Origin of the sequence: uncultured Methanobrevibacter sp., assembly GCF_902788255.1 — an archaeon.
In the GTDB taxonomy this organism is placed as follows: Archaea; Methanobacteriota; Methanobacteria; order Methanobacteriales; family Methanobacteriaceae; genus Methanocatella.
This window is the reverse complement of sequence record NZ_CADAJR010000032.1, coordinates 1-26,895: the sequence shown is the minus strand read 5'-3', so window position 1 is coordinate 26,895 and position 26,895 is coordinate 1. Positions and strand designations below refer to the sequence as shown.

Annotated in this window: 18 protein-coding genes; 17 read left to right on the top strand and 1 reads right to left on the bottom strand. The window is 36.5% G+C overall.

Features of this window, described 5'->3' with window-relative positions:
* The first annotated feature begins 207 nt into the window (after window positions 1–207).
* The 4 genes from QZV03_RS09445 (at window position 208) to QZV03_RS09430 (ending at window position 12,944) form a co-directional block, all read left to right on the top strand.
* A complete protein-coding gene (locus QZV03_RS09445; RefSeq protein ID WP_296876184.1) occupies window positions 208–3,807 on the top strand; it encodes a right-handed parallel beta-helix repeat-containing protein in 3,600 nt (1,199 codons plus the stop codon).
* Between the two features lie 272 nt (window positions 3,808–4,079).
* Entirely contained in the window at window positions 4,080–8,480 is a 4,401-nt protein-coding gene (locus QZV03_RS09440; RefSeq protein WP_296876182.1) for a right-handed parallel beta-helix repeat-containing protein, read from the top strand.
* 249 nt (window positions 8,481–8,729) lie between these two features.
* A complete protein-coding gene (locus QZV03_RS09435; RefSeq protein ID WP_296876181.1) occupies window positions 8,730–10,766 on the top strand; it encodes a right-handed parallel beta-helix repeat-containing protein in 2,037 nt (678 codons plus the stop codon).
* 51 nt (window positions 10,767–10,817) lie between these two features.
* Window positions 10,818–12,944, top strand: coding sequence for a hypothetical protein (locus tag QZV03_RS09430; RefSeq protein ID WP_296876179.1), 2,127 nt, complete (start codon window positions 10,818–10,820; stop codon window positions 12,942–12,944).
* Window positions 12,945–13,147: 203 nt separating this feature from the next.
* On the opposite strand, the gene QZV03_RS09425 is transcribed toward QZV03_RS09430, so the two are convergent.
* On the bottom strand, window positions 13,148–13,840 hold the full coding sequence (locus tag QZV03_RS09425) for a hypothetical protein (RefSeq protein WP_296876176.1): 693 nt from the start codon (window positions 13,838–13,840) through the stop codon (window positions 13,148–13,150).
* Between the two features lie 563 nt (window positions 13,841–14,403).
* Between QZV03_RS09425 and QZV03_RS09420 the strand changes: the two genes are divergently transcribed.
* The 13 genes from QZV03_RS09420 (at window position 14,404) to QZV03_RS09360 (ending at window position 26,651) form a co-directional block, all read left to right on the top strand.
* Window positions 14,404–14,976, top strand: a complete 573-nt coding sequence (locus tag QZV03_RS09420) for a helix-turn-helix domain-containing protein (protein WP_296876175.1) — start codon at window positions 14,404–14,406, stop codon at window positions 14,974–14,976.
* 153 nt (window positions 14,977–15,129) lie between these two features.
* The gene (locus QZV03_RS09415) at window positions 15,130–16,794 is read left to right on the top strand and encodes an AMP-binding protein (protein WP_296876173.1); all 1,665 of its coding nucleotides are present in this window, start codon (window positions 15,130–15,132) and stop codon (window positions 16,792–16,794) included.
* A gap of 144 nt (window positions 16,795–16,938) precedes the next feature.
* Complete coding sequence (locus QZV03_RS09410) at window positions 16,939–17,298, top strand: hypothetical protein (protein ID WP_296876171.1); 360 nt, start codon at window positions 16,939–16,941, stop codon at window positions 17,296–17,298.
* Window positions 17,291–17,686, top strand: a complete 396-nt coding sequence (locus QZV03_RS09405) for a hypothetical protein (RefSeq protein ID WP_296876169.1) — start codon at window positions 17,291–17,293, stop codon at window positions 17,684–17,686. The genes QZV03_RS09410 and QZV03_RS09405 overlap by 8 nt, the downstream gene beginning before the upstream one ends.
* Before the next feature lie 481 nt (window positions 17,687–18,167).
* Window positions 18,168–18,692: a hypothetical protein gene (locus QZV03_RS09400; RefSeq protein WP_296876167.1), complete on the top strand. Its 525-nt coding sequence runs from the start codon at window positions 18,168–18,170 to the stop codon at window positions 18,690–18,692.
* Window positions 18,685–18,840 (top strand): hypothetical protein, encoded by a 156-nt coding sequence (locus tag QZV03_RS09395; RefSeq protein WP_296876166.1) that lies wholly within the window; start codon window positions 18,685–18,687, stop codon window positions 18,838–18,840. The genes QZV03_RS09400 and QZV03_RS09395 overlap by 8 nt, the downstream gene beginning before the upstream one ends.
* Before the next feature lie 9 nt (window positions 18,841–18,849).
* Entirely contained in the window at window positions 18,850–19,203 is a 354-nt protein-coding gene (locus tag QZV03_RS09390) for a hypothetical protein (RefSeq protein WP_296876164.1), read from the top strand.
* 55 nt (window positions 19,204–19,258) lie between these two features.
* Entirely contained in the window at window positions 19,259–19,630 is a 372-nt protein-coding gene (locus QZV03_RS09385; RefSeq protein ID WP_296876161.1) for a hypothetical protein, read from the top strand.
* A 150-nt stretch (window positions 19,631–19,780) separates the two neighbouring features.
* On the top strand, window positions 19,781–20,629 hold the full coding sequence (locus tag QZV03_RS09380) for a hypothetical protein (protein ID WP_296876159.1): 849 nt from the start codon (window positions 19,781–19,783) through the stop codon (window positions 20,627–20,629).
* A 13-nt stretch (window positions 20,630–20,642) separates the two neighbouring features.
* The gene (locus QZV03_RS09375) at window positions 20,643–24,281 is read left to right on the top strand and encodes an ATP-dependent DNA helicase (RefSeq protein WP_296876157.1); all 3,639 of its coding nucleotides are present in this window, start codon (window positions 20,643–20,645) and stop codon (window positions 24,279–24,281) included.
* Window positions 24,282–24,315: 34 nt separating this feature from the next.
* Window positions 24,316–25,239 carry a tetratricopeptide repeat protein gene (locus QZV03_RS09370; protein ID WP_296876155.1) on the top strand — a complete coding sequence of 308 codons (924 nt, stop codon included), beginning with the start codon at window positions 24,316–24,318 and terminating at the stop codon, window positions 25,237–25,239.
* 266 nt (window positions 25,240–25,505) lie between these two features.
* Window positions 25,506–25,817, top strand: a complete 312-nt coding sequence (locus QZV03_RS09365; RefSeq protein WP_296876153.1) for a hypothetical protein — start codon at window positions 25,506–25,508, stop codon at window positions 25,815–25,817.
* A gap of 54 nt (window positions 25,818–25,871) precedes the next feature.
* Window positions 25,872–26,651, top strand: a complete 780-nt coding sequence (locus QZV03_RS09360; protein ID WP_296876151.1) for an ion transporter — start codon at window positions 25,872–25,874, stop codon at window positions 26,649–26,651.
* Window positions 26,652–26,895: the final 244 nt, after the last annotated feature.

Sequence of the window (26,895 nt, the reverse complement as noted above, 5' to 3'; positions counted from 1 at the left end):
ATAGAACAAGGACTTTTAACAAGATTCATGCTAAAACTAAATCATTGGAACATAAAAAATGAAAAAGAAAAAAATCACACAAGTTTTTGAAAGAGCCAATTTTTATTAAAACTGTAAATATATATACTGTAAAATGAAATATAATAGTAGCTATACTTTTTTTTCTCGAAATATAGTTATCAATTTAAAGGGAGGTGAAAATGAAAAATGACGAGAAAAGCAATGATATTATTATTGTTCTTATTATTTTCAATGTTAACAGTTTCAGCCGTTAGTGCACATGAAATTAACCGGACCGGGGATATTTCGGCCATTGACAATGAAATCGAGATGGATTTAAAAGATGACATCTCAACAGGCGTTGATAATAGCCTGGAAGTTATTGCTTCAGGTGATAGTGAGGTATTAGCAGCTAATGATGACGATTCTGAAGTTATCTCTTCAACGGATGATGATGTATTGTCTGCAACGTTATCTCTCACTTCACTGCAAAATCTAATTGAGAATTCAGGAACTAACTACATTAGTTTGCAAAATGATTACAAGGCTGGAGCATATGACTATCAGGCTGTTTTACTTCATAATCGGGAGTCATTTGTCATTGAGGGAAATGGTCATACCATTGATTTTGGAAATAGACAATTAATGTTCATGGTTATCAACAATAATGTGAAAATTAACAATGTCACATTTATAAATTCAAATGATGTGGCACTTAGATGGCATGGTAGCAACGGTACATTAACCAATTGTAATTTATCCTCAAATACAGGTTATCCGGCTAGTGCTCTTCAATGGTATGTATATGGCGGTTTGATTGAAAATGTTACATTTACGGATAATACTGCAAAAATGATAGGAGCTGCAGCGATTGTAGGTTCAAATAATTTACTTAATAACGTAACATTCATCAATAATTCAGCTTCAATTTGCGGTGCTTTATATTTCGGTAATGGGGCTTCTTCCAACAAAATTGTTAACTCCACATTCATTGGAAATAAGGCTCCTGGTGGTTATGTTGATGAGTTGGTTCAAAATTCCATGAATGGAGGGTTTGCGGCCGCAGTTTACAATCAGGCTAATGGAACAATTGTTGAAAACACTGTCTTCAAAAATAATAACGCTTCTTTTAGTGGAGCGGGATTTTATTCAATTCAGTGTGAAAACGTATTGGTTAATAAGTGTTCATTTATCAATAATACAGCACGATATGCTGCCGGAACATTTGTATTGGGAGCTAATACATGTGTGAACAATTCCTATTATGAAAATAATTCAGCTTATGACGGCGGAGCTTTAATGCTTAGAGGAGAAAACATCGATATTTTAAATACTCAATTTAAGGATAATCATGCCCTCTATGGAGGTGGAGCAATTACTTCATCAACTCGGGATGCTGATTCCGTAATAGAGAACTGTACTTTCGAAAACAACAGTGCAGGAAATTATGGTGGTGCATTAAGTGTCTGGAACATGAAAGTTGTCAATTCAACATTCAATGACAATTCCGCATTATTCGGTGGGGCAATCTACACTGTCAATTCCACAGTTGCAGGTTCCAGATTCAACCGTAATGATGCAATTGACGGACAATCAATCTTTGCAATTGATGAAAGTGTCATTCAATCTGAGGTTGCTGAAAATGAAACAGTAAACAAGCATCACAAAAATATTGTTCAGGCTGCAGATGTTCAAAGGGAATTCTTCATCAACCTGACAAATGGCTATTGCGGATTCTGTGCTGAATACCATAACACACCTCCGATAACTTCAATACAAATTGATAATCTGACAATAATTCGTAATGCATTAAATCATAAGGATGTCAGCGAATACCTGAAGATACTTTTCTATGTATTCATTGACCATATTGGTGATGTTGAAAAATTGGGCATTCAACAGCTCGTTTGGGTATTTACAAACGGAGATTATGAAAACTCACAGGATGAAAGAATCGTCAGGACAATTGAATTATACAATTCAGGTTTCAGAGTGCCAAATACCAATGCTGAAAAGGTATTGAAAAACGGTACATTGATGGTTTATAATTTTGCATCAGTTGTCACACCGTCTGAGGAACAGAACATGTTTGTGTTCAAAATAGAGTACAGAAATGAAACCAACCAGACTGTTGAAAAGAATGTTTTAAACAAAACAATCGTTGTTGGTGATGAATTCTATTATGAAATCACAGTCAGAAATACCGGTACAGAACCGTTGACCAATGTATTTATCGAAGATGTTGATTTCACATCAAACATTCGATTCATAAGGGCAATTAATGGTACAGGTACATGGGAATTTAGGAATGATACAATTAAGGTATTCAAATTCGAATTCCAAAATCTCACCGATTCCGATTACAGAAACGTTTCATCAAGATGGGTTTTAACCACTCCTTTACTAAGAAACCAAAATGCAAGTATTATTCTGGTATTCAAGGCCTTATCCAATGGAACTGCAGTCAATAATGTGACAAGCGGTTTTAAAAACTTGGAAATGGCAAACGATACAAACAAGACCAGGATTTATATTGCAAATCTGACCGTTGAAAAGATCTCACTCACACCTGAAGCCAAGCTTGGCAATCACACAGAATTTGAGATTGTGGTTAAAAACACTGGTGAAGTTGGATTGAAGGATGTCTTTGTTGAGGAGTTTTCATATGATGGCTTAATCTATGACGGATGGCATGAAAACGAAGAGTGGACACATTCAGACTCCTCAGGAAAACACAGATGGTACTACAACGGAGAATTGCCTGCAGGTAAAGAAAGCAGATTTATTGTAATTTTCAACACAACTGCATACGGCAATTTCACCAATGTGGTTGTAGTCGGAAGCAATAAAACCGAGAATAAAACCGCAAACAATAATACAACAGTGTTGAAGCCTGGAATAGACATTGAAAAGGTTGCTATTAACAAAACAGTTAAGGTCGGTGAGCAGGTTACTTTTGAAATTGTTGTTCAAAACACCGGTGAGGTGGTTTTACATGAAGTAATCGTCAGGGAACTTGACTTTGAGGGACTGGTTTATGATCACTTCATGGATGAGTCAGGCTTCTGGAAAAAGAATGACGACCTGTCATGGACACTATCCAAACCATTGGCTGTCGGTGAAACTGAAGTATTTTATGTTGTATTCAACGCAACCAAACGTGGAAACTTTACAAATTACGCATCAGTGGATTCAAACGAGACAAACAACGACACTGATAATGACACTGTCGAGGTAATGGCATATAATTTAACAGTTTCTAAAAATACCTTAACAAAGAGGGTTCTTGTTGGAGATAATGTTGAATTTGAGATTATTGTTAAAAACACTGGTGACTTGCTATTGAAAGATGTTTTCGTTGTTGAAAGTAAGTATGATTCTGGACTAGAATATGTAAGGTATTATTCAGTTAAAGGTGACTGGAAATATTCTTATGACAGTGGAAAATCCTTGTTTAAATTAGATTCACTTGACGTAAATGAATCAGCTAGTTTCAGGGTTATATTTAAAGCAACTCAAGTTGGAAACATGTCCAATACTGTAGATGCAGGTTACAACAACACTACTGTTACCAATTCAACCAATGTGACAGAAATCTTTAATTTGACAAACAAAACCGATGATAAGGTCAACAGGACCGTTCCGCCAAAACACAATGAAACCATTGAAAAAAATAAGACTGACACAAGAAAGTCCAAAACCCCTAAAATCACAAAGGTACAAATTGATGGAAAGGCCACTGGTAATCCGTTGATTGCTTTGATTTTAGTTTTAATATTTTTACCTATAAGAAGATTTTACAATTAAAATCTTCTACTTTTTTTTAAAAAACCAATCATAAAATGAAAATTGTCAATTTATACACTTTTTTTAGAAATATTGTTCATATGAATATTTTTTTTGTTTAATTAATATACTTTTTTTGAAATGTAGTTTATTTTGGATAATTTTTTTGTTTACTTAATATACAGTTTTACATAAAAATATAAAATTTATATATGATATTATATAATATAATAATAACTAAATTTTTTCGTCTAAAATATAGTTAACAACTGTAAAGGGAGGTGAAAAATGATATGCTTGAAAAGACGACATTGCTTATATTTTCAATATTTCTACTTTTTATTTCAATAACGGCAGTCTGTGCCAATGATAATGCTACTTTTGATGAATTTTTATCTGCCGAGGGGGAAATGATTGATGATATTCGCTCGCCAATCGATGAAGAAATGTTATCTTCTGCTCCAGGATCATTCAATGAATTGTCCGAACTGGTTAATGGAACTGATACTGTTATAAATTTGGAAAAGGATTATAAGTATATTTCTGGCGATTCAGTGTCTAGTGGTGGAATTTCTATTGACAAGCCTATGATTATCAATGGTAATGGCCACACTATCAATGCGTCAAACTCTGTCAGGATATTTTTAGTAAATTCATCCAATATTGTATTCAACAACATTACCTTTATAAATGCCTACTCCCCAAATAGTGGGGGAGCATTTGGCATTAATAATTTTGATAACATTACCTTCAACGATTGTACATTCACCGACAATTATGCTGGTGGAAGTGGTGCAGCTATTTTCAGTACTGCTACCAACACCAATATCAATAACTGTACCTTTAAGAATAACTATGCGGGAAGTAATGCTGGTGCGGTTTATCTGTCCGGTGAGAATAGCAATATCAATGATTCCATATTCGAATCAAACACAGGTTCATATGGTGGAGCCGTGAGAATCAGCGGTGCATACTGTAGTGTAAACAATTCATCATTCAGTTCAAATAGGGCTAGAGCAAGTGGAGGTTCAATATATATTTCTGGATCAAATTGCATAATTTCCAATTCAAATTTCACTGATGAATATGCAAACTATGGGGGGTCCATGTTTATCACTGGTAATTACCCTAATATAATCAATTCAACATTTGAAAATTGTGAATCGAATTCATTTGCAGGAGCAGTCTATCTCTATGACGGTTATACTGCAAATATTGAGGATTCCACTTTCAAATCTAATAAAGCAGGAAGGTCAGCTGGTGCAATCTATGTTGACCATTCGTATACTACCATCAGGAATTCAACATTTGAAGACAATTATGCAAAGGGTGCTGCAGGTGCAATAGGAATATTCTATAATAATGTCAAAATCATTGATTCAACATTTAACTCCAATGAAGCTGTTTATCATGGTGGAGCGGTCTATGTTGATACCTACAGGGTTACTATTGACAATTCCACATTCACAAACAACTCCGCACCATCAGGTGGTGGAGTTTACATGGTTTATTATGATTCGACCACCACTTACAATTCTAACAATAACATCATTAATTCCAGATTCTATAACAATACCGCACGTTATGGTGGAGCGGCAGTTACCGCAACAGACCATGCAACAATATCTAAATCTGAGTTTATAAACAATACTGCAGGAAACTATGGTGGAGCTGTTGATTTGACTAACAGTAAAATAACAGATTCCACTTTAGAAAACAATAGTGCGATATTCGGAGGAGCATTGTATATCCATGATTCGGATGTTATCAATTCAACATTCACAAACAATCATGCCAGCATTGGAAATTCGATATACATCCTTAACCAATCAAATCTGGTCAATAATACTTTAGATGAAGTGGACATATTCATTTTCAATGATGATGACAACGGGTCAGTAATTGGTACAAGTGCAAGCAGCCATGATATTGAAAGTTTGATGCGGACCGATGAAGGATTTTTCGCATATTGTGCTGAAAGGTATAATTCAAGTCCGTATACTGGTGTGTATGACCACTCTATGGAAAAACTGAAAAATTCCATCAATCACGCTTCTGTTGGTGAGTATCTCAAAATCCTGATTTATCAATATGTTGACCATATGGAAGATTTGAGAAATCATAGGTTCCATGAGTATGTATGGGCATTTACTGATCGTGAGTACTGGAATTCAACAGATCCTATTGTAAAAAAGGTCATTGAGATTTACAATTCAGGATTCAGGGTTCCAACCGAAAACGGATGTAAGGTATTGGCCAACGGTACTTTGATGTATTTCAACTTTTCATCATTGATTACTCCGTCAGGTCAGCAGAACCTGTTCCTGTTCAAATTCTGGCATGGCAGTGAAATCAATGAAACCCTGGACAAGGAAGTTTTGAATAAAACAGCTATTGTCGGGGATAACATTGAATACAGGATTGTAATAAACAATAAGGGATCACAAACAGTTTACGATAACTTCGTTGAGGATAAGGATTATTCCAATGGTCTGGTCTATATCGATTGGAGGCCTGAAAAGGGTGACTGGTATTATGATAATCTTACCGGTCAGTTCAGACTGCCAATCTTGCATGCTCACGAATCAGCTTCAATCATCCTGATATTTAAGGTTCTTGTCAATGGAACATTATACAATAATGCAACTTCAGGTGTTGGAAATGTCAACGTGACAAACTCCTCTGATGAAATAAGGGTATACAATCCTAATTTCACAGTTGAAAAAATATCTCTGACTCCAAAAGTTGAATTGGGCAATCAAACCAGATTTGAAATTGTAGTGACAAATAATGGGGATGTTGAATTAACTGACGTGAATGTTACAGAACTTTCCTATGAAGGGCTGATTTATGACCATGCCGAAGAGGCAGGTGAATGGGATGAAACAATCGTCAATGGAAAACATGTGTGGAAACTGAAGCACACTCTGCCTGTTGATGAGGTCGTTGGATTTATTGTAGTCTTCAATACTACAGATTACGGCAATTTCACAAATGTGGTTGTGGTTTCATCTAATCAGACAGACAATAAGACCGGAAACAATACAACAAAGGTCTTGAAACCTGGACTGACCGTCCTGAAAAATGCTTTAACTCCAAGTGTTATTGTGGGCAATCAAACCAGATTTGAAATCGTTGTTATAAATACCGGCGAGGTCGATTTGGATGATGTCTGCGTAATTGAGGAAAAATATGACGGTTTGATATATGACTCTGCAATTACAGGCGATAAATGGATCCATAGCATGGTTGACGGAAAACACATGTGGAAGTTGAACATGGTTTTAAAGCCAAATGAAGAGGAATACTTCTTTGTAATATTTAATACCACTCGTGTAGGTAATTTCACAAACTTTGTGGTGGCCAGTTCTAATAAGACTGGAAATACAACAGGAAACAATACTACTGATGTAAACACAACTGTAAATGGGACTGGAAACAATACAAACTTCACAGTTCAAAAGATTACCATAGACACCGAAGTGATTCTCGGTCAGCTGGTGGAATTCCAGATCATTGTTAAAAATACTGGAGATTCGATCATTCATAATCTAACAATCCATGAAACAAAATATGAAGGTTTGACATATCATCATTATGTTGATCATTTTGATTTCTGGAAATTCAACCCGGATGAGATGTCATGGACATTGAAGGATGATTTTTTACCTGGTGAAATACTTGGAATTCACGTATTCTTCAATACCACCGCTTTGGGCAGATTCACCAATCATGTTGTTGTGTCATCTAATGAAACCGAAAATAAGACTGGAAACAACACTACCAATGTTTTAAAGCCTGGAATAAACATCGAAAAAATAGCAATCAATAAAACCGTCGTTGTAGGCCAACAGGTTTTATTCGAGATTGTTGTTCGAAATACTGGTGATGAAACTTTAAGTAACGTGACTGTTCGCGAAATTTCTTACGACGGTTTGATTTTTGACCACATGCAGGATTATGAGAATTTATGGATAGATAATGGGGATTTAAGCTGGACTTTGAAAACCGAACTTGTTAAAGGACAGGTTGAAAGCCTATTCCTTATATTCAATACAACCAAACGTGGAAATTTCACTAATGTTGCCGCTGTCAGTTCAAACGACACAGATAACCATACAGACAAAGACACAGTTAAAGTGTTAGAGTATGATTTGTCCGTCTTAAAAAACACAATAACCAAGAAGGTTGTAGTTGGTGAAAAAGTAGAATTTGAGATTATTGTAACAAATACCGGTGATTTCGATTTGGAAAATGTATTTGTGCGTGAAAGTAAGTATGATTCTGGACTTGAATACTTGAGATATTATTCAGTTGATGGTGACTGGAAATTTTCTTTAGATGGAGGCAAACCATTGTTTAGGTTAAATTTACTAAAGATTGGTGAGTCTGCAAGTTTCAGGGTAATATTTAAAGCTTTATCCGCAGGCAATTTTTCAAATACCGTTGAAGCGGGTTTCAACAATACTACTGTTGCAAATTCAACAAATACAACTGAGGTGGTAGATAAGGTTGAAAATATAACCGAAGGTGAACCGACTTGTAAAAACATGACTTTTCCTACACCTGTTTCAGAGTATGAATTTAGTGAGGTTAGGTTAAAGGTACAAATTGATGAGGAAGCTACAGGTAATCCGTTAATTATGTTGCTTTTATCATTGATTGTTATCCCGATTAGAAGATTTGTTAGATAAATCTTCTATTTTTTTTATTTTTTTTAAATTATATTCTATTTTTTTTAAAAATTATTAGTTTGTATAATTTTTTTTGAAATAATATTCTATTTTATTCGTAATTTTAAAATTTTTATATAAAATTGTAAACTTTATATATTAGGTGTATTATAAATATGCTTAACTATCTTTTAATTAAGTAATAGTTGTTCATTCATTTAAAGGGAGGTGAAAGGAATAAAGAAAAGGCTCGTGATTATTCTTTCAATCATGTTAATAGGCATTATCTGCATTACTGCAGTAAATGCACATGAGAATTTAACGAGCGATGATGATTTACAGATTCCCGAGGACTCTATTGTTTTGAAATCCACACAGGATGAGGAAATTTTATCAGAGGGGGAAACAGGCACATTCAAAGAATTGGCACAGCTGATACAGTCCAGCAGCGGTGAACTGACTTTGGACAAGGACTACAAGTACAGTTCAGGCGACAGTTCCTATAGTAGCGGAATTCCTATTAATAAACAATTGACAATTAATGGTAATGGCCACACTATTGATGGATCAAATTCTGCCAGGATATTCAGTGTCAGCGGAAGTAATGTTGTTTTAAGAAACATCACATTTACCCATGCGCCAATTTACTATGACGGTAGTGTCGTTAATTCTAACGGCTACAATTTAAATATTGATAATTGTACTTTTAAGGATAACAATGCTCAATATGGGCTTATTTTAACCAGCGGCTATTATTTTTCCCTGACCAATTCACAATTCCTTAACAATAGGGCTTATGGTGCAACAACATTATATTGTATATCACCTTATTCCACAATCGACAACTGTACATTTACCGGAAACACTGCCACATACGAATCAGGTGGGGCCGTATACATGTACGGAGGATCAAGCACAATCAAAAACAGTGTTTTTACAAACAACACTGCAAAAACAACAGGTGGACATCGTGGTGGTGGAGCATTATATATCTATGGGAATTATGTAACTGTAGACAATTGTGAATTCTACAATAACAGTCAAACCGGAAACACTGGAGGAGCGCTCTACTGGGGTGGTCAATACGGTACTTTAAAAAATAATAAATTCATTAACAATACTAACTATGTGACTGACGGTGGTGCAGTAACAGTTTTAGGATTTTACAATACATTATATAATAATTATTATGAATCCAACTCCGCATTAGGACGTGGAGGCGGATTATACTTCAACAATGTTGGAGGAACCATATATAATGAAACCTTCGTGAACAATCATGCATACACCGGAGGAGGCGCGTTTTTAGGTTATGATTACTTTGAAAGTACTGATATGGATAATTCACAGGGGACAATGACCAATTCCAGGTTTATCAACAACACTGCCGTTTATGGTGGTGGAGGATTTGATGCCATTTCAAGATTTGTAGTTAGAGACACTGCTTTAATCAACAACACTGCTCAAAATTATGGTGGTGGAGCAAGTGTGGCTCACTCAAAATTGGAAAACCTTACATTTGAAGGAAACAAGGCAACATTTGGTGGAGGATTATTCATCTTCCAGACACGGGTTTCAAATTCCAGTTTCACCAACAACAACGCAACATACGGTAATTCAGTATATGTGATTACTGAATCCTGGCTGATAAACAATACCTATGATGATGAGGATTTCTATCTAAAGGAAAAGGCGGTAAACGGAACAGTCATTGGATCACATGAAATCCGTCACATGCTTCAGACTGCTGAGGGATACTTCGGATTTTGTAGTGAAGCCTACAACAGCAAACCCTACTCAGGTGAATATGACCATTCTATGGAACTTCTCAAGAATGCATTAACCGGTGAACCTGTCTCAGATTATTTGAAGATTCTGATTTATCAATTCGTTGATCATATTGAAGACTTGAGGCGTACAGGTTTCCATAATTACGTATGGGAATTCACTGACAGGGATTTCAGAAGCTCTGAAGACCCGATTGTCAGGCATGTAATCGAGTTGTATGATTCAGGATTCAGGGTTCCGACAGTAAATGCGTGTAAGGTTTTGGCTAACGGTACATTGATGTATATTAATTATTCGTCAATTATAACTCCGTCCTCACAGCAGAATTTGTTCCTATTCAAATTTGCCCATGGGGATGAGATTAATGAAACCCTGACAAAGGAGGCTTTAAATAAGACCGCTTTTGTTGGTGACGATGTTGACTACCGCATTGTGGTTTCCAATAAGGGCACATCCCCAATCTATGACTTGTGGGTTGAGGATAAGGACTACTCCAAAGGTCTTGTTTATGAGACCTGACGGTCCGAGAACGGAAACTGGACATATGACAACAAAACAGGCCATTGGAAATTGGCCGTTCTGGAAGCGGGAAAATCCGCATCAGTCATATTGACCTTCAAGGTGATGGTTAACGGAACATTGAGGAATAATGCTACATCAGGTGTAGGTGATAAAAACATTACTGTCGACAATGACACAATAGTTACTTACTATTCCAATTTCACTGTGGAAAAGATTGCTTTAAACAAGACTGTCGAAAAGGGCGAGTCAGTAGAGTTTGAAATAGTTATCAGAAATACTGGAGAAATTGCCTTAAACGAATTGTTTGTTGAGGAGCATCCGATGGAAGGGCTTGTTTACCTGACATGGTATGAACAACCGGAGTGGAGTCATTCTATAGTAAATAATAAGCACAGGTGGACATTTAAAGGAAGTTTGCCGGTTGGGGAGCTAACAGGATTTATTGTGGTTTACAATACGACAATGTACGGCAACCTGACCAATGTTGTTGTGGTTGGAAGCAATGAAACCGACAACAAAACAGGCAATAACACTACAAAAGTCCTGAAACCTGATTTCGTTGTCAAAAAGAATGTTTTGACACCATATGTTATTGTAGGCAATCAGACCAAGTTTGAGATAATCGTTAAAAATACTGGTGAAGTTGATTTGGCGGATATTGTTGTGATTGAGGATGAGTATTACGGTTTAACTTATGACCATGCCGATACCGGGGATTTATGGGTTTACTCTCCTGTTGGGGGCAAACATGCCTGGAGATTGAATTCAGTTCTAACACCTGGAAGCGACGAATACCTCTTCGTTTACTTCAATACCACAATGGTGGGTAATTTCACCAATTATGTGGTTGCCACATCAAACAAGACTGACAATAAAACCGGCAACAATACAACAGTTGTTAATAAAACCGTTCCGGAAGAAGGCAATAATTCCAATTTCACAGTTCAAAAAATCACTATTGATAAAACTGTGGTTCTGGGAGATCTTGTCGAATTCCAGATTATTGTTAAAAACACCGGAAATGCAACAATACATAATCTGACCATATATGAAAGCGAATATGAAGGTTTGATATATAATTCGTATGTCGACCATTTCAATATATGGCAGTTCAATCCTGATGAGTTGTCCTGGAGACTGAAAGACGATTTCGCACCTGGTGAGGAGTTGGGAATCCACGTGATTTTCAACACCACTCGTGTTGGAACATTCACCAATTGTGTGGTTGTCACATCCAATCAGACTGATAATAAAACCGGTAATAATACCACAAAGGTTTTAAAACCGGGAATTCACATGGATAAGGTTGCATTAAACAAGACGGTCAATGCCGGTGAGCAGGTTACCTTTGAAATAGTCGTTCACAATACCGGTGAGGAAACTTTGTCTAATGTCACAGTCAGAGAATTGGACTATGAAGGTTTGGTGTATGATCATTTCATTGATTATACAGGTTTCTGGTTGAAAAATTCAGATTTGTCATGGACATTGAATAGGGATTTGGTTGTTGGGGAATATGAGAGTTTGTTTATCGTGTTCAAAACTACCAAAAGAGGAAACTTCACAAATGTGGCATTTGTTGGAAACAATGAAACCAATGACACAGACAATGACACTGTTCATGTTCGTGATTGCAGCTTGACTGTATCAAAGATTACCATAAATAAAGTGGTGAAAGTTGGAGATAAGGTTGAATTTGAAATTGTCGTAACCAACAACGGTGATTTTGATTTGGAAAATGTATTTGTACGTGAAAGTAAGTATGATTCCGGACTTGATTATGTAAGGTATTATTCAGTTGATGGCAACTGGAAATATTCTTATGATGCAGGTAAACCATTATTTACCTTAGATTCACTCAAGATTGGTGAATCTGCAAGCTTCCGAGTTATATTTAAGGTTTTAAGCGCAGGTAATTTTTCAAACACTGTTGAAGCGGGTTATAATAATACTACCGTTGCAAATTCAACAAACACGACTGAAGGCGTAAATAAAACCGTTCCAAAGAATGATACAAACAAGAAGAATGAAACTCCGGATAAACCGAAAAAACCGGAAGTTCCGATTGAAAAGAATAATCTAAAAACACATATTGATAAAATGGCTACTGGTAATCCATTATTGGTTTTACTTTTAGCATTGATATTGATTCCATTGAGAAGATTTAAAAAATAATCTTCTTCTTTTTTACTTTTTTTGCATAAATTTCTCGACGAATCTATCTGTACTATATGAAATAGTTGAGTTACTTACAAAACTACTTTTATTTTAAAATAACTCCTGATTAAATTGATTGAACTCAGTAAAAAATTAATTTAATAAACTGTTTCTTTCATTATAATGGCTTTGATTTTTGAAAAATAAATGGGGGTAAAATATCAGCATGCATATTTTACCATCAGGTCGAATAGATCTTTTGCCCAGTCGGTTGAGTCCTGTTTTGTTATGTTTTCTGGGATTTCATATACGAATGTAGGATAACCCGCTTGAGCTATTGGTTTTGATACCAAAACAGCTGATGTTGATTTGTATGATTCGTTACCTGTTCTTGGATAGTATCCAAAGTCACTTGTCTTGTTGATTTTTTTAGCAATCTTCACTGATGCGTTGTCCATTTCAGGTGTGGCAAGGTAGAATCCTTCACCATACCAGTCCACATGTGAATGGCTGATTATTACGCAGTCTGCATCTGATCTGGTTACATCCGGATTTACAAAGTCATGGACTAGACTTTCACCGTTTGCCCTTCCCTTTTCATAATTGTTGGGATTTTTGGTTACATTGACCTGATAATGTATGATTTTAACGTCATCATGTTCTGAAGCATATTCTTTTGCGGCTTTAATCTCGGGATCGATTGAAAGCTTTTCCCTTGGATGGATTCCTGTAATCAGAGCGATGGAATTGTTGAGACTTTCATTTCCGTAAATGATTTTTTCAACGCTACCAAGACTGTTGTTTCCAAGTACTCTGTATGGTGCATGTTCCATTTGGTATTGTTCAAATAGCATTGCACCACCTAGACCCAATAAAAGCACAACAATAAGGATAATCTTTGTTTTTTTATTCAAATTTTCACCTTATCTAATGTTTTACATTTTTTATAAAATACTTTTTTTGGTGAAATTAAGATTTTTGTGCATATATTGAGATTAATTTGTAGAATAAGGCCAGATTCCTCTAACCTCATTCGCCAATTTCAAATTTTCTCGTCTACTAAGATAGTTTTTCACATAATTTATTGTAAAGAAACGGGGAAGATTCTCTACACTATGCCATTAGTTCTCAAAGTATATATTATTTTTCTTACAAATGAGCTCAATTTGACAAGTTAAAAACAATTTGGAATTGTAAAATAGTTAATTTTATATATTATGTTTTTTTCACTGCAATTTTTCAAAACTGGAGCAATTATTTGCCCTAACTTTTAAATAGCTAATTCCTAATGGAATTCATCATGTTCAATTGCAAGTCTGAATCAATTTTGCCAGTTGAATAATCTCACTTATTTCAATTTAAAAATATAAAATTTTCAATTTTAAGCTATTATTGGGATACTTTTAAATATATTGTTAAAGATATTTATTAATACTTAAATCTTTTTAAGTGAAAAATCCAAAGAAGTGAAAAAAATATGACAAACGAAGATTTTGCAAAAAAAATTAAAGATATTAGAGCTAGACAAGACATGTCTATAGAAGAACTTGCTGAAAGAAGTGGAGTAAAACTTGAAGTTTTACAGGCTATGGAAAACGGAGAAGTCATTCCGTCACTCACACCATTAACCAAAATGGCCAGGGCATTAGGTGTACGTTTAGGAACATTCCTTGATGACACTCCTGAACTTGGTCCTGTTGTTACCCGTGGAGGCAAAACCGAAAACTCACTGTACTTCTCAGGAAGGGAAGATGTTACAAACGCAACAAACCTTGAGTTCCACTCATTAGGAGCAGGTAAGATAGACAGAAACATTGACCCGTTCATGATTGACATCGATTATGAGGAAGGGGAAAAGGAACTGTCCTCACACGAAGGTGAAGAGTTCATTTACGTACTTGAAGGTGAAGTAGAATTAATCTATGGAAAGGACACCTTTACAATCGGTGAAGGCGACACAATCTTTTACGACTCTGTAGTACCGCACCATCTTCACGCAAGCGGTGAGAAAAAGGCTAAAATACTCGCTGTATTATACACACCATACTAAGGGGAGATTGAAATGAATAAAATAACTTTCAAGCCAAAAATTGACAGATATTTCACAGCCTCTTTGGATTTGCACTTGAAAACATTGCAATTGGAATTGCATTAATGATTTGTATTTTGGTTAGTTATTTTATTAAGAAATTGAGGTGAAAATATGAGCGAATTATTTACAGAATTATCATTAGGTAAATTTTTTGAATCAATGGTTGAAAAACAGCCTGATCATGAATTTATCGTTTATCCAGACAGAAACTTAAGATTTACATATAAAGAATTTGATGAAAGAGTTGACAATCTAGCAAAAGGAATGCTGGCTATCGGAATTGAAAAGGGTGACCATGTAGGTATATGGGCAAAAAATGTTCCTGAATGGTTAACATACATGTTTGCAACAGCAAAAATCGGTGCAACAATAGTTACAGTCAACACCGCATACCAGTCACATGAACTGGAATATGTGCTTAAACAGTCAGACATGAAGGCGCTGGCCATGACTGACGGATTCAGGGATACAAGCTATTTTGATATTATCAATGAACTTGTTCCTGAACTTAAAAGTTGTGCAAGAGGCCATCTTGTTGCTGAAAAATTCCCACATCTGAAGTTCATTTTCCATGTAGGCCAGGAAAAGCACAGGGGAATGTTCAACACCAATGAGCTATTGCTTTTAGGTATGAACTACGATGATGAGGAGTACCAGAAAATCAAGGACTCCGTAACACAGTATGACGTAATCAACATGCAGTACACATCAGGAACCGAAGGATTCCCTAAAGGGGTCATGCTCACTAGCCGTAATATCGTAAATGACGGTTACTACATTGGAGAAAATATGTATTACACTCCTGAGGACAGGTTACTTCTCCAGGTACCTTTATTCCATTGTTTCGGTACAGTACTTGGTGTTATGGCAGTAATCACTCACGGGTCAACCATGGTTGTTTTAGAGGAATACGATCCTCTTTTAGCAATATCCTCAATCCAAAAGGAAAAATGTACCTCAATCTACGGTGTGCCGACAATGTTTATCGGTATGATGAACCATCCGATGTTTGACATGTTTGACATGAGCTCCCTTCGTACAGGAATCATGGCGGGTTCCACCTGTCCTGTCGAGACCATGAAGGATGCGATTGAGAAAATGAACATGAAAGGAATCACCAGTGTATACGGACTTACTGAAGCGGCACCTGGTTTCACACAAACTAACGCAAAGGACTCATTCGAGAAAAAAATCAACACTGTCGGACGTAAGTTCCCAAATATTGAAGTTAAAATCGTTGATCCTGAAACCGGTGAGGAGTTAGGTCCTGGTGAGAAGGGTGAGATAATGTGCAGAGGTTTCAACGTCATGAAAGGATATTATAACATGCCTGAAAAGACCGCTGAGACAATCGAGCCTGACGGATGGCTACATTCAGGAGACCTTGCAACAGTGGATGAGGACGGATACTATTCCATTGTGGGCCGTATCAAGGATATGATTATCCGTGGTGGAGAAAACATCTATCCACGTGAAATTGAGGAATTCCTATTTACTCACGATTGTGTACAGGATGTGCAGGTTGCAGGTATTCCTGACGAGAAATACGGTGAAATCGTAGGGGCATTCATCATCAAGGAGGAAGGATTTGATGATGTAACCGAAGCTGACATCCGTGACTTCTGTATAGGATCCATTGCAAGATATAAGGTGCCTAAATACGTATTCTTTGTTGATGAGTTCCCACTTACAACCAGTGGAAAAATCCAAAAATACAAATTAGGCGATTTAGGTCTTGAACTTTTAGAAGAAAGACGTAAAAACGGAGAATTATAGATTCTCCCATATTATTTTTTTATAAGTTGAAAACAATTTTGTTTTGGACTTGAAATCTTATTTTGGTAATTTTAAGAAAGTTTTATATATTATGGAGTTCATAATAAGTCATGTTGGGAAATTCTATCTCAACAGGTTGATATTATGAACGAAGAGAAAAATTTTGATGAAAAGTTTGACAAACTTGGAGAGTATTACGATATCAATTCTCCTAATGAGATTAGGAAACAAATCAAAAAGAATGAGAATATCTTTGTTCTTTTGGATAAGATTAAACCTTGTCTTGAAGACACTTTTCGAGGTGCAGAATTTTCCCTTCAAATGAATTTTGAACCTGAAATGGATGATAGATTCATTATTTTGAGGATTAGCGTCAGTAAAGAACGGTTTAACAACGGTATTGGTGATGAAATAAGAGCTTTTGAGTTGAAGATTTGGAATTTGGAAAGAAAGCTCAACGCTCTTCGAGAAATATTAATTATGCCGGGGATTCTAAATGTTTGATTTTGCAAAAGTCAGTATCGTTGCAGACCATTTGGCACTAATGGATGGTGAAGAATTCAATAGGTCTGCTATAAGCAGATATTATTATTCGTTATTTGGCAGTCTCAGACTTTATTTGATTTTAATTCTTGGAGAAACAAGTTTTGCATGGGGTAGTGATGTTCACAGGAGAATTTGTGACAGATTAAAATATTCAGATGACCCTACTGAGCACTCTCTTGGTAAAACATTGGATAAGTTAAGACAACTTAGAAATCTTTCAGATTATGACTGGGAAAATACTGATTCCGAATTTTTCCAAAATAGATTAACTTTTGTTCAAAAAGAATCTCAAATTGGTCTTCAACAAGTTGACGCCCTTAAAAAATCACCACCATTCAACCTGTAATTTTTTTTAACCACAAAATTTTTCCACATCCATGACAATATTGCAGTCAGAATGCTGATTTTCCAAAACCTTTATATATAACCTCACAGTAATATTACTTTGCACATAAAATTATGATAAAACCATCATTGTAACTGACTCTATACGAACTTTTTTTAACAAGGGATGTGATAAAAAATGACACCACATGTGAAATTAACTACTGCTTGGAGCGTAGTGTTCTTTTAAACAGCCACCAATCAAAAAGGCGTTTGTACGACAGGTTAGCATTATGGAGGCTACCCTATGGAACTGATTGAATACTATTTGGAGTTTTTTAGTGTTCTAATGTTCATGGTACTGTTAGTAATAGTAATCCACGCCGTTATGGTCATTATTTGGAGTTGGGCAGCAACAGGCAATCCCCTTTTCTATTTGAGCAATTTTTACCATAACGTGTACCATATAGACATTTAAACTATCATCATTTAGAGGAAAAATAATGGAAATTAAAAGAAATATTAGGTTAGATATTAAAAAGACTGTTGAACGCTCTGTATGTGGAAGTGATGAGTTTCATTTCTATGTAGATGAATTGACATCTGCTGATTATATGCCAACATATGCTGGCAAGGCTGATGAGAAATACACATTCGATGAAATGAACGATGAATTCTATGAATTTTTAGCCCGCAAGGCTGAAAATGATGGAATATACATTCGTCTGGTATATGCGACGGCTAGTGAAATAGATGGTGAAGCTGTATTTGAACTTGAATATGGCGAATCCAAGGAAGAGTTTAGGACAAAAGACATGGATAATGTACTTGTCTTTGAATTTGCTGACTTTGGCGCGAAGGTTAAAGGTATGGAGGTAACTTTCGGCGCCACCATTGAAGGAGGCTGTGGACATACTCCTTATTTTGCCGAGTTTGGGTCTGACAGGGCAAATGAGGATTTCATTTCACTTGAAAATCCTTTAAACAAAAGAGTAATTGAGATAATGGAGGCGATGTTGTATGATTGACGGTCCTGTATCTGTTGTGCAGTTGATTCTGATATTGGTTTTGGCTGCAGTCTTGCTTTACATATTGTTGATTAGGAGGGATAACAATAGAAGCTCATATCTAATGTTTCTGATTGATTTGTGCATGTTGTGGATGGTATTGATTTAGAGAGGTTTCATGAGGTTTGATTGGTTTAGATATTCACAAGAGGTAGTTGAATTTTTGAATGTTGACACATTGTGTGAAATAGATTATGGGGTTTTGGACTTGTCCAAGATCGCAAATCATGAGCTGAAGGAGGTTTTTCAGTTTTTTGAAGAGCTTCTGAAATTGGAGTTGAAGGTTAATTATCTTGAAAACGGCACCGGACTTTTCAGGGTCCATGTTGTTGAAAACAGGTACTGCTATGAAGAGTTTGGCTATGTAATCGAGGCCGATTCGATTGTTGAGCTTGAGGAATTGGTCTTGTCTGAAAACAGGATATGGTATGTTTTTGACGATATCCTTGCCGATGAACTGATGAGAAGATAAATTCTTTGAATTTATCTTTTTTTGAACTTGACTTTGTGATTAATGGAGGTTAACTATGAATATCTGTCCGAATTGCTTTAAAAAATTGAATGAGAATTTCACATACTGCAACAGGTGCGGTTCCAGAATCGATGAGGAATGCAATGTGAATCTAAAAACAAACTTTCTGAATGTTTTCAAAAGGGATAACGGTTTCATTTATCTGTTTGCCGTTCATGGAAGGCAGGTGGTACTGAGCGGCGATACTATTGAAGAGTTGAGGGAACTTGTTCGTTTGAATAAGTTTCCATGGATGGAGCTTGAGGCGAACCTGTTGGATACTGAAGTTTCACTTACCGAATCTAAAAACGAAAATTATGCTATAATTAACTTGTCCACACTTGAAAGAAATCCGGAGTATTCGAATCTGGACAAGATGTTTAAGTAATCATGCTGACAGCCGTTTAACCGGGGTTTTTTAATGCATAATCATTTGTTTCACCTTTAAATCTCCTTTGTTTATTTTTTCCTCGGTTAAACGGTAATAATATATTAAAAGATAATTATTTATTTAATTTTAAACAAAATATTAACAAATATGATTAATGATGTTATGATAGATAGGCTGGATGAACTTATTGGAGACTACAACACTCCTTTTTTTAATTATTTGCTTTATTCCTATGACCTGTCCTTAAATGAATGTGAAGATATTATTGACCAGCTCAAGGAGGATATCAATTCAAATAGAGTCATTACAGAGAATATGGTTCTGACTTTGGAGGATTACTTCAAATCCAAGGTTGTTGAGCTGGAAAAGGAGGATAAAATTGCATTCCTGTCTGATCTGTTAAAGGAGGACAATGACTTTTACGTGAAATATCTTAAAAAATACAGTCTATCGTCTGAAGAAATCCATCTGATTTATGACAGGGTCGAATCCAAGATTTACTCAGAAAACATCACAGATTTTGAAATCAAGCGTTACCTGGAGTATTACTTTTCCAATGCCGTCAAGCAGATTTCATACATCAATGAGCTGAACAACATCGTCGGAAGGGACTACGATACGCTAATCATAAAAAACATTAAAAACAAATATCCTATTTTACGTGACAGGGATATTGTTGAGGTGGTCTTCAATATTCATGGTGAGATTATTGAGGCCAGGGAGTTCAAGAATGGCATTCAAAATGAGTTCAGACGTCAATGCATGTTAAAAAGTGAGGATAAAAAGGCCCAATGCCGTCGTAACCTGAACAAGTTTGTTGAGGACAGTGGGGATTCCTTTTCCAAACTGATAGAAATTAAGGGATTGTCCAAAAGTGATGGTGAAGCGATCGTTTCATCAATAAAGAATGATATTTCTGCCGGTCTAGTTCAGCCGGAAAGAATCGACAGTGTTTTTATAACCAAACGTTTTAATGATTATAATGAGAGACAGTAGTGTTTTTACTTTTTTGAAGACTAAATTTAAGGATTTATATGGCTTGTGCAGTCTTATGGAAAAGCTGATTGTACTTAAAAAATACAATCTGGCCATGGCTACAGCCAAGGCAATCCTTGATTTGTTTTGCAGGCAAGTGCAAAAGGAACTTGTTTTCACTATCGATGTTTTTAATGATGTCTCTCTTGAAGTATCTTTAATGGATATTGAAAGTGTACATAAAATACTTTTTGACTATATCTATCAGGATTATTTTGTAGCAATCGAGGAGTTTCTGCAGGTGGACTACGAGTTCGATTTCACATTTCTGGGCCACAATCCCAAAATAACAAATGAGGACATATACCTTCTTGCTGACAATCTCCAGGTGAACTCAGTCATGCCGTCACTGTTTGGCTTGGATGGTGATGAGCTGGTTTTGATTGATGATCTTGACTCTGAAAACAAGCAGAGGGTTTTGGATGTCGTAGAGGAGAACCTCAACAGGTTCATTCACGATTATATCTTAACATTGAATCTCTTTGACAGTGAAGGAAATCCCATATCAAGACCATTGAACTTTGAGGCGGTAAGAAAGGCCGACAGATGCATCATCCGTGAAATTCCTCCTGAAGTGAAACTTGACGATTATCAAAAGAGCGCTGTTGAATACATAGGAAAGCCTTTGGTAATCAATGCGGGTCCAGGTGCAGGTAAAACCCGTGTAATCATCGAACGGGTATTGTATCTTATAGAAAACGGTGCCGAACCTGAATCGATACTGGTGATTACATTTACAAACAAGGCCGCTGAGGAGCTTCGTGAACGTTTTAAAAAGGACACCAAGCTTGAGCTTAATGTCATCAATCAGATGAGGATAAGTACTATCCACAGTTTCTGCAGGTCAATTCTTGCCGATTTCTGTGACATTCCATACAATCTTCTTAAAAGGGAGTCTGAAAGGAATCTCTTTTTCAACAAGCACAGAAAGGATCTGGGCTTTACAGGACCTGCATTTTTAAGAAACTATGAATCCGGCCAGGTCCTTAAGAAGTATGAGGAATATGCACTCTTTGAAGTGGACTCAGATGCCTTAATCGAATATATTGAGTCAAAGTATCAACCTTCACAGGAATATCTGGACTATATTGAGGAATACTACAAAACCCACAATGAAATCCAGTACCCTTCTAAAAAGGAAATCAAGGCACTGCACTTCAGGTGTGATGTTTACAAGGCAAGATATCTTCAGATTGCAAAATCCTATCGTGACTGGATAAATCTTATGGAGGATGAGCATGTCTGTGACCAGAACTATCTGCTTGTAAAGGCCTTGGAGATTCTATCCGATGAGGACAATCTAAGAAGGGTCCAGTACACAAACATCCTGATTGATGAGTTTCAGGACACCGATGCCATTCAGATGCAGATATTTGAACACCTGAGGGCTAAATCGGATACATTCACCGTTGTCGGCGATGCGGACCAGAGCATATACTCCTTCAGGGCAGCAAATCCGAAGTTCTTCAATGACTATTCAAGAAGCGACGAGTTTGAAAACAAGGTTCTCGTTAACAATTACCGCTCCACTTCAGACATTGTCAGCTTCAATGAGAGTTTCATAAGGGATAAGCGTGCTAATCCTAAGGACCTGACAACAACAAACGATTCCAAAATGCCCGTTTACATGCTTGAAAACAAGCGTGATGATGATGAATACCGTGGAATCGCATTCATTATCAAGAATCTCATGGATTCCGGAAAGATAACAAAATACAGTGATGTGTGCATACTCTTCAGAAGCCATAAGGACAAAAAAGACATTCTTGAAGAGTTTGAAAAGGAAAAGATTCCATATTACCTTAAGGGTATTGATGATCTGATTTATCAGGATGAGGTCAAGGCGGTTCTTGCGCTTCTATGGTACATGCTTCCGTTTGACCCTACAAGAATAGCATATTACGGTGACGGGGGACAGTGGATTAATCTCTCATCATTCAGTGATACGTATTATGAGTCCTCTAAGGTATTCAAGCTATCCCAGAAGACCCAGGACATACTGGACAGGATAGAAAGGGAATACCACTATAATGTAGTCAACATCAAAAACAACTTCAAGCCCCTTGATTCATCTGCAAAATCAACCTCAATAATGGATGTTGTCCGGGACTATGCAGACGATACGCTGGAGGAGATTTTCAGGCGTGTCGGGGTGGTTGACCTAAGCACATACTCAAGAGATGAACTCAAACACATCGGAATAACCGACGAGCATGACCTGGACTTTTTCACTGCATTGAATGATCTGAAATCATCCTTAAGGGAAGTGAGGATGACTTCGCTACAGGTTTACTATGAGCTTTTAAAGATTACAGGTTTTCTTGATGAGCTATTTTCAAGAAGCGACTTTGAGGCAAAAAAGGCTGCGCTGAACCTCTCGCTGATTTCAGAGATAATCTCCGACTATGAAAACATCATGGGAAAATATGATCTGGTGGGCTTATTTAATTATCTCTACCGTTCACTCAAGTATTACTCCTGTCCAATCAACGAGGAGGAGGACAACTCCCAGAAGGTCCATATAATGACCGTGCACAAGGCCAAGGGTCTGGAATATCCGGTTGTGATTACCGCTTCAATCAAGGACAGAAGTTTCCCTCTCAAGTTCTCAGCCCAGAGAAAGGCACATGTCTTTAACAATTATCCTGTCTATCCGACACCCAACAGGTTTTTAAAGTATAAGATGTCCGAGGACAGGGAGCCGTTTGAATTCGACCGTGAGGAGGAAAGGGTGGTTTACGTTGCAAACACCCGTGCCGAGGAGCTTTTGATTCTATCCACAGTTCTTCCAAGAACCGGAAGCAAGACTCCCGTTGTGCTCAGGGAATTTGAAAAGGATCTGGTTAAAATTGAGCCGAGTGATGTGTTTGACATGAAAAAGGTGACCTCCCACATGATTCGTGACACCAACATGTTCAATCAAATCGAGTTTGAAAGCATTCTTGAGGATTATCTCTTCTGTCCGTTAAGGTATAATCTTGAAAGCAATCTCAAGTTCAAAAACCCTAAAAACATAAACAAGTTCATCGATTCCAAGCTGAGGATTGTCGTAAATCGCCTGCACAATGACAAGTTCATGACAGATTGGGACAGCCAAAGCATAGAAAACCTTGTGTCTGAGGTAATCAAGTCATATTCCTTCGCATCCGGTGAAAAGAACCTGAAGGAACTTTTCAACAACTTCACGGATTACTGGAAGGAGTACGGACGCAACTTTGATGTTGTAAAAACATCCCATCCAGTCAGCCTTGAGGTCAACGGCTATGACATAAACGGTGTGGTTGATTTGATAGTCAACGACGGCGATGCGGTGAGCCTGGTTCATTTTGTCCGTACACGTGACGAGATGAAAAACTATCACTCATTTTACATGAAGCTTTTAAGCTATTATGCATTGGCCCTTAAGGAAAGGGAGGATGTTGATGTTGAAAACCTAATGCTTTATGTTCTCGATGAGGGTAAACTCTATGAAACTGAATTTGTAAGGGATGAGTTTGTTTTGGAGTATCTGGCAAGTGTCGTTGAAAGCATATCAGATGATGACTACTCAAAACATCACATAAACTGCGGGCACTGTGACTTCAATGGACTGATTTGTCAGATTGAAAGATAATATATTTATTACACTTTTTTTAAAAATAATTCTGATGAAGTTCAATGTCCCTTGCGAATTAGAATATGAAGTCAGGAATGATAAGGTAAGATTTTCTATTGGAGATTTATCCACCAACTGGATGGGTAAGGATGACCCGTTTATTGAAAGAATTGAAACTGATAACTTGAATAAGGAGTTCATGCTCAAGCATCTCACCTGTGAAATTAAAATAAGGAATGCCCTTGATGAGGGAATTGCTCTTTTTAAAGCTGAAAAATACTCCAAGGCCATTCAAAAGTTCGATGAGGTATTGTTTTATGATCCCGAATATGGCCTTTGCCTGTTGAATAAGTCATTTTGTTTGAGGGCTCAAAGACATTTTGTAAAGTCATTGAGATACTATAAACGAGCAATAAAATGTGACGGTTCACTTAAAGACATTGAATATAACAAGGTCCTTTTAAAAGAGGCCAATAATGAAAGGGACAACTTCCCAAAGCTTAAGTTAAATATCTATGTCGGCGATGAATCTTTTTCAAAGGGAGAATATGAAAAGGCTGTTGCAAGCTATGACAGGGCGCTGATGAATCCGTCAAAATTCAAGGATAAGATTCTCTCCAAACTCCTGAATAAAAAGGCAACTGCACTTTTAAGGCTAAAAGATTTTGAAAATGCATATTCGTGCTTTAAGGAATCTTCTAAGGTTGGTGCAAATGACTATGCCGTTTTCGGTATGGGCTGCTGTGAATATGAACTGAATCTGGATGTTAATGCTAAATTTAAGGGATTATTGGACATTTCCAAAAGGCAAATGCTAAGACAGATTCTTATTTTGAATGATTTGGGATACTTTAGAGAGTCTTTGGAAATCTGTGATTTTTTAGCCGAAAGGCATTTCAGGGCAGATGAATTGTATTTTGCCTTGACTGATGCTCGTAATGTTGCAATTCTTCAAATAGATGCTGAAAAGATTTAAATGACTCAAAAAGGTCAAATACCATGTAACACACTGTAAAAAGAACTGCGAAAGTATTGAGATAAATACTATTTTGTATTTATCTTCTTTTTTTTATTTTTTCATATGGATTTCATAATTCATTTAATCCGTTTCCGTATTTCAATCTAATTTAATCAATCATGTCTTTGATAATATTAAGGTAAAACCACTTAACAGTAATTTTAATTGATTGTTGAATTGATTTAAAAGGATGAAATTTTAATTCAAATTTTGATATTTTTTTGATGATGGTTGTCCATCCCCATGAATGGGAATGGTGTGAAAAATATGATTGCAATTCATGTGAATATTCATCCGTTTCAATCAATCCGTTCACCGATTTAAACATTACGTTCCTGTTCCATGATTTTGAACATGTTCAAATGGACAGAGTGGTCAGTTCATCTTTAGGGCTTCTTAAGGAAAGCTCCATTGAACTGGATGAGGGATATGACACAATTGTCGCACCGCAGAGTGAATTTCTTTTCCTGGAGGATCTGGATGAATTCACAAGGCTTTGCAACTGCACAAGGCAGAGATTCTTTGAGGATATCTGAACTCATGAAAAGTATTATTAGTTTGATAATTTAATATAATAGTTAGTGTTTTAAATGAATTTGTTCGGAATGCCACTTAATAAGCGCATGGTCTTATGGTTTGGAATGCATGGTCTGATTATCATAGACATCATTCTAATCACATATGCAATGATATTTTCCCCTGCAGAGGATTTAGCATTGAGGATAATGATTTTTGACTTTGTAGTCTGTATAATCCTTCTTATCGAATGGTCATATAACTTTTATCTTTCCAGTCCGAAATCCTTGTTTTTAAAGGACAGGGGCAATTGGCTGTCACTGATTGCATCGATACCATTTGACGTGATTCTTCCGGCGGTCATACCTGGCGTTGGACTTTTGAGATATCTCAGGCTTTTGAAGTTTTTGCGTATAATCGTTCTTTTCAGCAGGTTCCATCTGGGAATAACTGATTTTCTTGAGAAAAGTAGACTTGACAAGATTATAGTTGCGATTCTTTTTACTATTGCGCTATTCACATTCCTCTTGTGGCTGTTCGGTCCAACCTACGGATTATATGATGATTTTTATTTTGTAATGGTGACCCTTACGACCGTAGGGTATGGAGACATCATTCCAGTAACCCTCGGCGAGAAGGTCATATCACTGACTTTAATCATCGTAGGGGTATTTGTATTTTCAACCATTACTGCGGCCATTTCATCCTATCTCACCGACAAGCTGATTGACGATGAAGGTATAAACGAGTCACTTGAACAGGTTAAAGAGGATATGGATAAGCTTCACAGGGAAAATGATGAGCTTAAAGCTGAAATCCGTGAGCTTAAAGAGTTGATTGAAAAAAATAAGTAGGAGGATAGCTATCCTCTGATGCAGCTTTTGAGATAGTCCTCGATTTCCTCATCATCCATTTCAGGCCAGTTTTTTCTTATTCCTTTTCTTAATGTATCCAGATATTCAGGATACGGTTTATCTTAAAAATGCGAGAATACCTCGGCTTCTGTAAGTCGAGGATGAATCGCAAATTGGGTGTACTTTTGTTAACTATCTGATTTAAATAGTTATTTTTTTTAAATAAGCTTATTTTATAATAACT